The organism is Salmonella sp. SAL04162, from assembly GCF_046551535.1.
In the GTDB taxonomy this organism is placed as follows: Bacteria; Pseudomonadota; Gammaproteobacteria; order Enterobacterales; family Enterobacteriaceae; genus Salmonella; species Salmonella enterica.
The window spans coordinates 129,367-142,833 of sequence record NZ_JBGDVX010000012.1; the positions used below are offsets into that span (position 1 = coordinate 129,367).

Sequence of the window (13,467 nt, forward strand, 5' to 3'; positions counted from 1 at the left end):
CAGGCGGAAGTTGGCTTCCGCCTGTTTTACTTTTACTATCTCGCTTTATTTTTTAAACATCTGCTCTGGATCGATAATCAGCGCCCGATAACCCAGCATACCGGCACGGTTACTGTGTACTTTTAGCTCCAGCATCACATCCTGAGTACCGTCTTTGACTTCATCCAGAACGGAAACGATCGGTTTTGTACCGCTCATTCCCGCTGTAGCCGAGTACATGAACATCGTTTTGGTTTCCGGGCGATATTCCGTGACGGAAGTAATGGCGCTGTACCAGTCAAAACCGCGCTCTTTACCATATTCCCACATTTGGGAAACCGTCATATTTTTTTCGTCAATTTGATATTCCACGCCGCGGGAATATTTCATTGATGGCATGGCCGGTTGTTCCATGCCGCGCGCATCGCCGTTATCAAAGGCGGTCACGACGGTTTTACCTCCGGTGCTTTTGGATGGCACTAACCAACCGGTATGTTGTGTCCATGTCCAGTCAAATCCACCGTCGCAGTGGTGCGCTTCGCAGGTTAGTGGTTTACCGTTGCTGTCTACGGGTTTCAGCACTTTTTTCGCCAGTTCGCCTTTCCAGCCGGATGGATCGGAAAGTATCCATTTCACTTTTTTATCGCGACCAATTTTGATGATGGCAGACTGGTGGCGCGAGCTAATGATAATGCTGTCGTCGCGAGGATCGTAGCTGACGGAGTTAACATGCGCCCAGTTGCGGCCCGGGCCGGAGCCCGCGATATCGCCGAAGGGTTGTTTTGCAAGCTGCTCTTTGGTCATGACCTGACCGGAATGTTCGGCATCGACGCTCAAACATACCGCTCCCTGATCCATCGCCAGAATAACGTCGTCACGATAGGGGTCGAGGATTTTTGGCAGATCCCAGTAATCGACGGTATCGCCGTTCTGGTCAACTTCAAGAATATGATCACGCACAGTATTGATGGTGTATTTACCATTTAATGGATAATTTTCTTTTGCGACACGCAGCAGGTAGGTGCCTTTCGGCGTTTCGGTAATGGCGTGCGAAAAATCAATAAATCCTTTTGGCAGTCGTTTATCGGAAATAACGCGGCCTAAGAAATCATATTTAAAGTAACGTTGACCCTGACCAAAAATAAGATTGCCATCGTTAACCTGATGGAAGCTCATCATGGAACCAAAGCGCGTTATATCATCCTGGTTACGGAATTTATCAATATTCATATAGCCGCGAACGTCGCCATTCGTATCGCTAATCCAGTTGATACCGGTATAATCCCAGTTCGCCGCGCCGCCTGCGACATGCATAATGTGGCCGGCTCTTGGCATCCCTGTTATATGGTTAAAAAGATATAAGCGATTTTTAAGCGAGCTATCGACTTTAACCGGTTCTACCGTAGGAAGAACGGCAGTTTGCCCGGTAGTAGAGGGCAATGATACCGGTGCGGCGTAAATGGACCACGTATAAGTTTGTTTTTTACCTTCTTCAGTCCAGTCAACTTTAACCTTATTGACATAATCTGGATACAAGCCAAATACAGGTATGCCGTCATGGGTATTTATAGCCTGCGGGCCGACATCATAACTGATCGGGATACCTTTTTCCCCTTTCCCTAAAACGGTAACCTTCACGTCCTGTACATTATGATTGGCTTTATTAATGATTGCTGTTAATGGGAAAACGCCGCCGTAGGGAGCGACATCGACCATACCTAATGGCCCTTCATGTACTGGAATGACATCTGCTGATGCGACCATTGGCCTGTTTGGGTCTAAAACGCCTGAGGCCAAAACGCTGCCGCTCAAACACAGGCAGCATAATACAGATAAGACTTTCCTTGTAAATAACATATTTATTTCCCCATTCGATATTATCGATAAAATGAATGTATATTAACCTTCTTATTTATCGGAGATGAAAAAACATTTAAAAAAGTAAAACAATCCGCGGAGGGGAATAATGATGTTGGTCACAAATATGAGGTGTCCATGGTCTTTTTAACAATACTCATCGTTATACTATTTGTTCAGTAAATATATGGTGGTGTATTATTATTCATGTGCGCTTTGCTACGTGAAACTTTAAATAAAGATTGGAAGTTTAAATATAATAAAATTATATCGGTTATGGCATGCCGGGAATTTTTTTCAGGAAAATAACGAAGAGAAACTTATCATGTCTGACAAATTTATCCACCGAGGGCTATTAGGGAAGATGAACATTTAGAAAAATGTCGGAGATAGCCGTGTACGGCGGGAATCGTTAAAAAAGCGCGGCCAGAGGCGTTCTGACCGCATGCTTTGCTATCAGTATTCCCACGTTTCCGGGTCAATCCCCATCTCACGCATGATCTCTTTTGCCGCTTCCGGGATTTCATCGCTGCGCTCTTTTCGCAGATCGGCATCATCCGGCAAGGGTTGCCCGGTAAAGGCGTGCAGAAATGCTTCACACAACAGCTCGCTGTTGGTGGCGTGGCGCAGGTTGTTCACCTGACGACGCGTACGTTCATCGGTGAGGATTTTTAACACCTTCAGAGGAATGGAAACCGTAATTTTTTTGACTTGCTCACTCTTCTTACCGTGCTCAGCGTATGGGCTGATATATTCGCCGCTCCATTCAGCCATGAGATACTTAATCCTCTTCGTCATTAATATTGAGGTCTGAACCTGAGCCCGGACCATAATCGCGCGTAGTTTACCTTAGTGGCGCGGCCCTGACACGAAGTTAGCGGTCGCAGATGTGCGCTAATGCATATAATTTTAACGGCTATTTGCGGTTTGCTCAATCTATACGCAAAGAAGTTTAGATGTCCAGATGTATTGACGTCTATTGTGGTAGTGGTTAATCTGTGGCCTGACTTTCACCGACTCAGCCAGGAATATCTTCATATGACGCGTAAACAGGCCACTATCGCAGTGCGTAGCGGATTAAACGACGACGAGCAATACGGCTGCGTTGTGCCGCCAATCCATCTCTCCAGTACCTATAACTTTACCGGTTTCAATGAGCCGCGCGCGCATGATTATTCCCGCCGCGGTAATCCCACGCGTGATGTGGTTCAGCGCGCATTAGCGGAACTGGAAGGCGGCGCGGGCGCGGTATTGACGAATACCGGCATGTCGGCGATTCATCTGGTCACCACCGTTTTCCTCAAGCCGGGCGATCTGCTGGTCGCGCCGCATGATTGCTATGGTGGCAGTTATCGTCTGTTTGACAGTCTGGCGACACGCGGCTGTTATCGTGTGCGGTTTGTCGATCAGGGCGATGAACGCGCCTTACAGGCGGCGCTGGAAGAAAAACCGAAGCTGGTACTGGTAGAAAGTCCAAGTAATCCATTGTTACGCGTGGTGGATATTGCGAAAATCTGTCGGCTGGCGCGCGAGGCGGGCGCAGTGAGCGTCGTTGATAACACGTTTTTAAGCCCGGCGCTGCAAAATCCGCTGGCGTTGGGTGCCGATCTGGTGTTGCATTCATGCACGAAATATCTCAACGGTCATTCGGATGTCGTGGCCGGCGTGGTGATTGCTAAAGATCCGGAAATGGTCACTGAACTGGCGTGGTGGGCGAATAATATTGGCGTGACGGGCGGGGCGTTTGATAGTTATCTGCTGCTGCGTGGTTTGCGAACTCTGGTGCCGCGTATGGAGCTGGCGCAGCGCAACGCGCAGGCGATTGTGGATTACCTGCAAACCCAGCCGTTGGTGAAAAAACTGTATCATCCGTCGCTGCCGGAAAATCAGGGACATGAGATTGCCGCGCGTCAGCAAAAAGGCTTTGGCGCAATGTTGAGTTTTGAACTGGATGGGGATGAGGAGACGCTGCGTCGTTTTCTGGGCGGGCTGTCGCTGTTTACGCTGGCGGAATCTTTAGGGGGAGTGGAAAGTTTGATCTCTCACGCCGCCACCATGACGCATGCCGGTATGTCGCCGCAGGCGCGTGCCGCCGCCGGGATCTCCGAAACGCTACTGCGTATCTCCACCGGTATTGAAGATGGCGAAGATTTAATTGCCGACCTGGAAAATGGCTTCCGGGCTGCAAACAAGGGGTAAACATGAGTGTGATTGCGCAGGCAGGGGCGAAAGGTCGTCAACTGCATAAATTTGGCGGCAGTAGTCTGGCGGATGTGAAGTGTTACCTGCGTGTCGCAGGCATTATGGCGGAGTATTCGCAGCCTGACGATATGATGGTAGTGTCCGCCGCAGGCAGTACCACCAACCAGTTGATTAGCTGGCTCAAGTTAAGCCAGACCGATCGCCTTTCTGCGCATCAGGTATTACAGACGTTACGCCGCTACCAGTGCGATCTGATTAGCGGGCTGCTTCCCGCCGACGCGGCAGATGACTTAACCAGCGCTTTTATCAGCGATCTGGAACGTCTTGCCGCCTTGCTCGACGGCGGCGTAACGGATGCCGTCTATGCCGAGATTGTCGGACACGGCGAAATTTGGTCGGCGAGATTGATGTCCGCCGTCCTGAATCAGCAGGGGCTGGATGCCGCCTGGCTGGACGCGCGCGCATTTTTACGCGCCGAACGCGCCGCACAGCCGCAGGTTGATGAAGGGCTATCTTATCCTTTATTGCAACAGCTACTGGCGCAGCATCCTGGCAAACGTCTGGTCGTGACCGGCTTTATCAGCCGCAATCATGACGGCGAAACAGTCCTGTTAGGCCGGAACGGTTCCGACTATTCCGCCACGCAAATCGGCGCGCTGGCGGGCGTTTCCCGCGTGACCATCTGGAGCGATGTCGCGGGAGTTTATAGCGCCGACCCGCGCAAAGTGAAAGATGCCTGCCTGCTGCCGTTGCTGCGTCTGGACGAAGCCAGCGAGCTGGCGCGTCTGGCGGCGCCTGTTCTGCACGCCCGCACGCTACAGCCAGTGTCCGGCAGCGATATCGATTTGCAGTTGCGCTGTAGCTACACGCCGGATCAAGGGTCCACCCGAATTGAACGGGTGCTGGCTTCCGGGACGGGCGCGCGTATCGTGACCAGTCACGATGATATCTGTCTGATTGAGTTTCAGGTGCCCGCCAGCCAGGATTTCAGGCTGGCGCATAAAGAGCTCGACCAAATTTTAAAACGGGCGCAGGCGCGTCCGTTGGCGGTGGGCGTGCATCGCGATCGCCAGTTATTACAGTTCTGCTATACCGCCGAGGTAGCGGATAGCGTACTGAAACTCCTCGACGATGTCGGGCTGCCGGGGGAATTGCGCCTGCGGCAGGGGCTGGCGCTGGTGGCGATGGTCGGTGCGGGCGTCACTCGCAATCCGCTACACTGCCATCGCTTCTGGCAGCAGCTTAAAGGTCAGCCAGTGGAATTTACCTGGCAGTCGGAGGAGGGCATCAGTCTGGTGGCGGTGCTGCGTACCGGCCCGACTGAGAGCCTGATTCAGGGGCTGCATCAGTCGGTTTTCCGCGCCGAAAAACGCATCGGCCTGATGCTGTTCGGTAAGGGGAACATCGGTTCCCGTTGGCTGGAACTGTTTGCCCGTGAACAAAGCACGCTTTCCGCGCGTACTGGTTTTGAATTTGTGCTGGCGGGCGTGGTAGATAGCCGCCGTAGCCTGCTGAATTATGAAGGGCTGGACGCCAGCCGCGCGCTGGCATTCTTTGATGATGAAGCCGTTGAGCAGGACGAAGAGTCGCTATTCCTGTGGATGCGTGCGCATCCGTATGATGATTTAGTGGTGCTGGATGTGACAGCAAGCGAGCAACTGGCCGATCAGTACCTTGATTTCGCCAGCCACGGTTTTCATGTGATTAGCGCTAATAAACTGGCGGGCGCAAGCGCCAGCGATAAGTATCGCCAGATTCATGACGCGTTTGAAAAAACCGGGCGTTACTGGCTGTATAACGCCACCGTGGGCGCGGGATTGCCGATCAACCACACGGTGCGGGATCTGATTGACAGTGGCGATACGATTCTCTCGATCAGCGGGATCTTCTCCGGGACGCTATCCTGGCTGTTCCTGCAATTTGACGGCACGGTGCCGTTTACCGATCTAGTGGATCAGGCCTGGCAGCAGGGGCTGACCGAACCCGATCCGCGCGTCGATCTTTCCGGAAAAGATGTCATGCGTAAGCTGGTGATTCTGGCGCGCGAGGCGGGATACGACATCGAGCCGGATCAGGTGCGTGTAGAATCGTTGGTGCCGGCGCACTGTGAAGAAGGGTCTATCGATCACTTTTTCGAAAACGGCGACGCGCTGAATGAACAGATGGTGCAGCGTCTGGAGGCAGCCCGCGAACTGGGGCTGGTGTTGCGTTACGTGGCGCGTTTCGACGCCAATGGCAAAGCGCGCGTCGGCGTTGAAGCGGTGCGTCCGGAGCATCCGCTGGCGGCGCTGCTGCCGTGCGATAATGTCTTTGCTATTGAAAGCCGCTGGTATCGCGATAACCCGTTGGTGATCCGTGGGCCGGGCGCGGGTCGCGATGTGACCGCCGGGGCGATTCAGTCGGATATCAACCGCCTGGCGCAGCTATTGTAATACGCCTGCCTGCCGGATAGCGGCTTCGCCAGATCCGGCAGCGGGCAAACCGGGGTATCTGTTTATTCTTCGTCAGATGCGTTTTCTGCATTGGCGACGATAAATCGATTCATCTTCGCCTGAATAATGGCTATGCCGACAGGGGGGAACAGCAAGGCCCAAAATAGCGCCCAGCCGCTCTGTATCCCCGTATTTTCGTTTGCATTCGCCAGCAATGTTCGGATTTCGCCGCTAAGCGTCAGACACAATATTGCTGTGCTATGATAAGCCTGACTACGTCAGATGGGCCATTTACGCAAACGAGAATAACACCAATACGATCGGCTGGAATAGACAGTGATTTACTCCAAAAATAAACACCATACGACGATCCCAGCGAACTGATAAAAGAGAGCACCAAAAAGAAAAAAGTGATCCCCCAGAATCGATAGCTACTCAGGAGATCGGCGCAGGTCCATTTTTTATCTGACATTGACGGTAAAGTAATTTCCATATTTATCCCTTGTTTTCCATAGAAAATAAGAATGTATAGATCTATTCAAATCGATAATAAATATTTATTATGTGAACAACGTTTATAGCCGATTTTAACTTAAAACGAAGGGCCATTTTATCAAATAGTTCTATTCTTTTTCAGCGTATAAAAGCAGGATGTGAGGTGATTAAATCTATAGCGCCTTCTGAATGATAATCTGTGATTTTTTATGCGTGGCATTACATCATTGGGTTAAATGTGATTCCATTGTGAGTTATATTTTTCCGTCAGCAAATACAGAATTTGCGTGACGCGTTTGGCGGAATAGTGGGCGCTTTGCTGGAATTCAGGTTGTTGCCATAGCCAGGTAACAAAGCGGCGACTGGCCGCCAGATTAACGGCGACACCTTGTTCTAAGTGGGAACCGGTTAACGAACAGACCATTTTGCGGTTGTGACCTTGCCCCCAGAGTTGCCACTGATTTTGCCACCATCCCTGCCATGTTTTGCCTAACAGTTGCCACTCTGCGCGGCAATCGTCATCGTTTATCTCTTCCTCAACGAACCACAGCGAGGAGAGACGCTGGCGAAACCGCTCCGCCCATGCCGTAATGACCGCGCCGCGCAAAAAACACTCATGGGCAATGATGTGTGTCGTGACATCAGGAAAGCGGTTTTTCAGCACCCGAAAATGACCATGCGCCGTAATGACCGGGCGAAGTATTGTTCCTTGCGCGTTACGTTTAAGCACCGCCGGGCCATACTGAATCTCATCGAACTGACTGCGCTGTAAAAATTGCCGTTCTTTAGTGGCGATACGGTGAATAATATCGCCATTCTCACCCTCGGGCGGCGCAATTCCTTTCCAGTGGTAATGCAAACTCTTTCCGGCAGAAAGTAACGTGAAATTGCTGGAAAGGTGAAGAATATTGCCGCGAACAGCGTCAAAACTGAATAAAAAATACAATTGCTGGAAGGCATTCGCTCCCTGAAACGGTACGAGCAGCGGAATACTGCAAATCTGTTCCGGCGTTTCGGCGACATTCAGCGCGTGCTGTTTTGGCGTCCAGACCTTCTTACAGTACTGGCACTGAAGTCGCTGCGTTCCGCCGGGATTACGTCCATAGCGAATCCATGTTTTTTGATAGCAGTCGGGACAAAAGTGACCATGCTCTTTGGCATACTGCGCGATATAAGCAGACGCCCAGCGGCGAAATTCCACCTCGTTGAAGAGCGGCGGATAACTGCCGCAGGCTCGACAATGCAATGCCGGATAACCCAGGCGATAGTCCGGCCACACATAATCCGGCGAGTCAGGCAGCCCAAGATTGCGACAACCAGCGCTTTTGCAGGCATTAATGGTGAACAGAGGCGGCATACATTTTACCAACGATTTTGGCAGGTCGTTGATTCTGCCTTCATAAAACGGTAGGCGGATGTGAGGACTCTCACATAAAAAAACCTTTCAGAACGTAACGTAGCGAATCTTTATATGACTGAAAGGGACTTATTTATGAAAGTAAAACTGCTTGCTGCCGGTATTTTGTTCACGCTGCCGTTCTGGGCCTGCGCCAAAGATGTCACCATTATTTACACCAACGATCTTCATGCTCACGTAGAGCCTTATAAAGTGCCGTGGATTGCTGACGGTAAACGCGATATTGGCGGCTGGGCCAATATCACTACGCTTGTGAAGCAGGAAAAAGCCAAAAATAAGGCGACGTGGTTTTTTGATGCCGGAGATTACTTTACCGGACCGTATATCAGCAGCCTGACGAAGGGTAAAGCGATTATCGATATTTTGAATACCATGCAGTATGACGCTGCCACTATCGGTAATCATGAGTTCGATCATGGCTGGGACAATACATTGTTGCAACTTAGCCGGGCAAAATTCCCTATCGTGCAGGGCAATATTTTTTATGAGGACAGCAGTAAATCCTTCTGGGATAAGCCGTACACCATTGTTGAAAAAGATGGCGTCAAGGTTGGCGTAATCGGCTTACATGGTGTCTTTGCTTTTAATGATACGGTATCCGCCGCGACGCGCGTGGGCATTGAGGCACGCGATGAGATTAAGTGGCTGCAACGTTACATTGATGAACTTAAAGGTAAAGTCGATCTGACCGTCGCGCTGATTCACGAAGGCACCCCGGCCCGCCAGTCCAGCATGGGAAATACCGATGTGCGACGCGCGCTGGATAAAGATATTCAGACCGCAAGTCAGGTAAAAGGGCTGGATATTTTGATTACCGGCCACGCGCATGTCGGTACGCCGGAACCGATTAAAGTCGGTAATACGCTGATCCTCTCAACGGACAGCGGCGGTATTGATGTGGGTAAACTGGTGCTGGATTACAAAGAGAAACCACACCACTTTACGGTGAAGAACTTCGAGCTGAAGACCATTTTTGCTGATGAGTGGAAGCCCGATCCGCAAACGAAACAGGTGATCGACGGCTGGAACAAAAAGCTCGATAAAGTCGTGCAGCAAACGGTGGCCCAGTCGCCGGTTGAGCTGACCCGCGCGTATGGCGAATCGTCGTCGCTGGGGAACCTGGCGGCGGATGCGCTGCTTTTTACGGCGGGGAAAGACACCCAGTTAGCGCTTACTAACTCTGGCGGTATCCGCAACGAAATCCCGGCTGGCGCGGTGACGATGGGTGCGGTAATCAGTACCTTCCCGTTCCCTAATGAACTGGTCACGATGGATTTAACCGGTAAACAATTGCGCAGCCTGATGGAGCATGGCGCCGGATTAAGCAACGGCGTATTGCAGGTGTCTAAAGGGCTGGAGATGAAGTATGACAGCAGCAAACCTCTCGGCCAGCGGGTTACCGTGCTGACGCTCAATGGCAAACCGATTGACGATGCGGCGGTTTATCACATCGCCACCAACAGCTTCCTTGCCGACGGCGGCGATGGTTTTGCGGCGTTCACGGAAGGCCAGGCGCGGAATACCTCCGGCGGCTACTATGTGTCGAATGCGATAGTTGATTACTTTAAGGCGGGCAACACCATCACGGATGAGCAGCTCAAAGGGATGCGCGTTGCGGATGTGAAGAAGTAATTTCCCCTGCCGCGGCGCGTTCAGTGTCGCGGCGTGACATGAAGAAAATTCAACTTTGCTGAATATTCCTCATTCTTTGGCGTGATTTTTCAGTTGACGTCCTTCTGCTTTTCCGTCATTTTTACATCTGGACGTCTAAACGGATAGATGTTTACAACACAACAAATAATAACATGCGATTGATGAGGTAAGGTATGAGCTTTTTTCACGCCAACCAGCGGGAAGCCCTGAATCAGAGCCTGGCGGAAGTACAGGGTCAGATTAACGTTTCGTTTGAATTTTTCCCGCCGCGCACCAGTGAAATGGAGCAAACCCTGTGGAACTCCATCGATCGCCTGAGCAGTCTGAAACCGAAGTTTGTTTCGGTAACGTATGGCGCCAACTCTGGAGAACGTGACCGCACTCATAGCGTTATTAAAGGCATTAAAGAGCGTACTGGGCTTGAGGCCGCGCCGCACCTTACCTGTATTGACGCCACGCGCGATGAGCTGCGCACCATCGCCCGCGACTACTGGAATAACGGTATCCGCCACATTGTTGCTTTGCGCGGCGATTTGCCGCCGGGCAGCGGTAAGCCGGAGATGTACGCCGCCGATCTGGTTGGTTTGCTCAAAGAGGTGGCCGATTTCGATATTTCAGTAGCGGCCTATCCGGAGGTACATCCGGAAGCGAAAAGCGCGCAGGCCGATCTGCTTAATCTGAAGCGTAAAGTGGATGCTGGCGCTAACCGCGCGATAACCCAATTTTTCTTCGATGTGGAAAGCTATCTGCGTTTTCGTGACCGCTGTGTTTCCGCCGGTATCGACGTAGAAATTATTCCCGGCATTTTACCGGTGTCTAATTTTAAACAGGCGAAAAAATTTGCCGATATGACCAATGTCCGCATTCCGTCCTGGATGTCACTGATGTTTGAGGGGCTGGATGATGACGCAGAAACCCGCAAGCTGGTGGGCGCTAACATTGCGATGGACATGGTGAAAATTTTAAGCCGCGAAGGAGTGAAGGATTTCCACTTCTACACGTTGAATCGTGCGGAAATGAGTTATGCCATTTGCCACACGCTGGGCGTAAGACCCGGTTTATAATCTCCAGCTCCCTGCCGGGAGCTTTATTACACCTCATATTGATCTACATCTCTGTAACTAAAAATATAAAAGGTATTAGCTATCGAATCTGTGGATTAATTCAACTATATCTATTTGCTCCTGGTGTATATCGTAACGGTAACACTTTAAAAGGGAGCTGAGATATGAGCACGACCGACGATACCCATAACACGTTATCCACTGGAAAATGTCCTTTCCATCAGGGGGGGCATGACCGAAGCGCAGGCGCAGGGACAGCCAGCCGCGACTGGTGGCCGAACCAGCTTCGTGTGGATCTTTTGAATCAACATTCCAACCGTTCTAACCCGTTGGGTGAAGACTTTGACTACCGCAAAGAGTTTAGCAAGTTAGACTACTCCGCCCTGAAAGGGGATCTCAAGGCGCTGCTGACCGATTCACAACCGTGGTGGCCCGCCGACTGGGGCAGCTATGTCGGTTTGTTTATTCGTATGGCCTGGCATGGCGCTGGCACCTACCGTTCTATTGATGGTCGTGGCGGCGCGGGTCGTGGTCAACAGCGTTTTGCGCCGCTTAACTCCTGGCCGGATAACGTCAGCCTGGATAAGGCGCGTCGTTTGTTGTGGCCGATTAAGCAGAAATATGGCCAGAAAATTTCCTGGGCCGACCTGTTTATTCTGGCGGGTAACGTGGCGCTGGAAAACTCCGGCTTCCGTACCTTCGGTTTCGGCGCCGGGCGTGAAGATGTCTGGGAACCGGATCTGGATGTGAACTGGGGCGATGAAAAAGCCTGGTTGACTCACCGACACCCTGAAGCGCTGGCAAAAGCGCCGCTGGGCGCGACCGAGATGGGCCTTATCTACGTTAACCCGGAAGGGCCGGATCACAGCGGCGAACCACTTTCTGCCGCCGCCGCTATTCGCGCTACCTTTGGCAATATGGGGATGAACGACGAAGAGACCGTGGCGTTGATCGCTGGCGGGCATACCCTCGGTAAAACCCACGGCGCGGCAGCGGCATCCCATGTAGGGGCCGATCCGGAAGCCGCGCCGATTGAAGCGCAGGGCTTAGGTTGGGCCAGCAGCTATGGTAGCGGCGTTGGCGCGGATGCTATCACCTCCGGGCTGGAAGTGGTCTGGACGCAGACGCCGACCCAGTGGAGCAACTATTTCTTCGAGAACCTGTTCAAATATGAGTGGGTACAAACCCGTAGTCCGGCTGGCGCTATCCAGTTTGAAGCGGTAGACGCGCCGGACATCATCCCGGACCCGTTCGATCCGTCGAAAAAACGTAAGCCAACCATGCTGGTCACCGACCTGACGCTGCGTTTTGATCCGGAGTTCGAGAAGATTTCCCGTCGTTTCCTTAACGATCCGCAGGCCTTTAATGAAGCCTTTGCTCGTGCCTGGTTCAAACTGACGCACAGAGATATGGGACCAAAAGCGCGTTACATCGGACCGGAAGTGCCGAAAGAAGATCTGATCTGGCAGGACCCGTTGCCGCAACCGCTCTATCAGCCAACGCAGGAAGACATTATCAACCTGAAAGCGGCGATCGCTGCATCCGGGCTTTCTATTAGCGAGATGGTTTCGGTTGCCTGGGCATCCGCGTCTACTTTCCGCGGCGGCGATAAGCGTGGCGGCGCTAACGGCGCGCGTCTGGCATTAGCGCCTCAGCGCGACTGGGAGGTCAACGCCGTTGCGGCTCGCGTTCTGCCGGTATTAGAAGAGATCCAGAAAACGACGAATAAAGCTTCGCTGGCCGATATTATTGTGCTGGCGGGCGTGGTCGGTATCGAGCAGGCGGCCGCTGCTGCGGGTGTCAGCATCAGCGTACCTTTTGCGCCGGGCCGGGTGGATGCGCGTCAGGATCAGACCGACATCGAGATGTTCTCGCTGCTTGAACCGATTGCCGATGGATTCCGTAACTATCGTGCGCGTCTGGATGTGTCGACGACCGAATCGCTGTTGATTGATAAAGCGCAGCAGTTAACGTTGACCGCGCCGGAAATGACGGTACTGGTTGGCGGGATGCGTGTGCTGGGAACCAACTTTGACGGCAGCCAGAACGGTGTCTTTACCGACAGACCGGGCGTGCTCAGCACAGACTTCTTCGCTAATCTGCTGGATATGCGTTACGAGTGGAAACCGACCGACGAATCTAATGAGCTGTTCGAAGGCCGGGATCGTCTGACTGGCGAGGTGAAATACACGGCTACCCGCGCCGATCTGGTGTTTGGTTCCAACTCCGTACTGCGCGCGCTGGCGGAAGTTTACGCGTGTAGCGATGCGCACGAGAAGTTTGTGAAGGACTTCGTCGCGGCATGGGTGAAAGTGATGAACCTGGACCGTTTCGATCTGTTGTAAATCTTATGCCGGATGACGCTAAC

8 protein-coding genes and 1 pseudogene are annotated in these 13,467 nt (G+C 52.2%); 5 read left to right on the forward strand and 4 right to left on the reverse strand.

Features of this window, described 5'->3' with window-relative positions; genetic code table 11:
* Nucleotides 1–45: 45 nt before the first annotated feature.
* Both ACLJRH_RS20855 and metJ read right to left on the reverse strand, forming a co-directional pair.
* A complete protein-coding gene (locus ACLJRH_RS20855) occupies nucleotides 46–1,836 on the reverse strand; it encodes an aryl-sulfate sulfotransferase (protein ID WP_023137069.1) in 1,791 nt (596 codons plus the stop codon).
* A 456-nt stretch (nucleotides 1,837–2,292) separates the two neighbouring features.
* Nucleotides 2,293–2,610, reverse strand: a complete 318-nt coding sequence (metJ, locus tag ACLJRH_RS20860; protein ID WP_000852811.1) for a met regulon transcriptional regulator MetJ — start codon at nucleotides 2,608–2,610, stop codon at nucleotides 2,293–2,295.
* A gap of 264 nt (nucleotides 2,611–2,874) precedes the next feature.
* Here metJ and metB point away from each other — a divergent pair, with 264 nt between their 5' ends.
* On the forward strand, nucleotides 2,875–4,035 hold the full coding sequence (gene metB, locus ACLJRH_RS20865) for a cystathionine gamma-synthase (protein ID WP_000197211.1): 1,161 nt from the start codon (nucleotides 2,875–2,877) through the stop codon (nucleotides 4,033–4,035).
* Between the two features lie 2 nt (nucleotides 4,036–4,037).
* The gene (metL, locus tag ACLJRH_RS20870) at nucleotides 4,038–6,470 is read left to right on the forward strand and encodes a bifunctional aspartate kinase/homoserine dehydrogenase II (protein ID WP_000110811.1); all 2,433 of its coding nucleotides are present in this window, start codon (nucleotides 4,038–4,040) and stop codon (nucleotides 6,468–6,470) included.
* A 62-nt stretch (nucleotides 6,471–6,532) separates the two neighbouring features.
* On the opposite strand, the pseudogene ACLJRH_RS20875 reads toward metL, so the two are convergent.
* A pseudogene (locus ACLJRH_RS20875) lies at nucleotides 6,533–6,963 on the reverse strand (hypothetical protein).
* Between the two features lie 234 nt (nucleotides 6,964–7,197).
* The gene (locus ACLJRH_RS20880) at nucleotides 7,198–8,322 is read right to left on the reverse strand and encodes a hypothetical protein (protein WP_023137070.1); all 1,125 of its coding nucleotides are present in this window, start codon (nucleotides 8,320–8,322) and stop codon (nucleotides 7,198–7,200) included.
* Between the two features lie 135 nt (nucleotides 8,323–8,457).
* Between ACLJRH_RS20880 and ACLJRH_RS20885 the strand changes: the two genes are divergently transcribed.
* The 3 genes from ACLJRH_RS20885 to katG all read left to right on the forward strand — a co-directional run bounded on the left by ACLJRH_RS20885 (nucleotide 8,458) and on the right by katG (nucleotide 13,444).
* Nucleotides 8,458–10,014, forward strand: coding sequence for a bifunctional metallophosphatase/5'-nucleotidase (locus ACLJRH_RS20885; protein ID WP_023137071.1), 1,557 nt, complete (start codon nucleotides 8,458–8,460; stop codon nucleotides 10,012–10,014).
* A gap of 194 nt (nucleotides 10,015–10,208) precedes the next feature.
* On the forward strand, nucleotides 10,209–11,099 hold the full coding sequence (gene metF, locus ACLJRH_RS20890; RefSeq protein ID WP_000007507.1) for a methylenetetrahydrofolate reductase: 891 nt from the start codon (nucleotides 10,209–10,211) through the stop codon (nucleotides 11,097–11,099).
* Between the two features lie 164 nt (nucleotides 11,100–11,263).
* The gene (gene katG, locus ACLJRH_RS20895) at nucleotides 11,264–13,444 is read left to right on the forward strand and encodes a catalase/peroxidase HPI (protein ID WP_000108117.1); all 2,181 of its coding nucleotides are present in this window, start codon (nucleotides 11,264–11,266) and stop codon (nucleotides 13,442–13,444) included.
* Nucleotides 13,445–13,467: the final 23 nt, after the last annotated feature.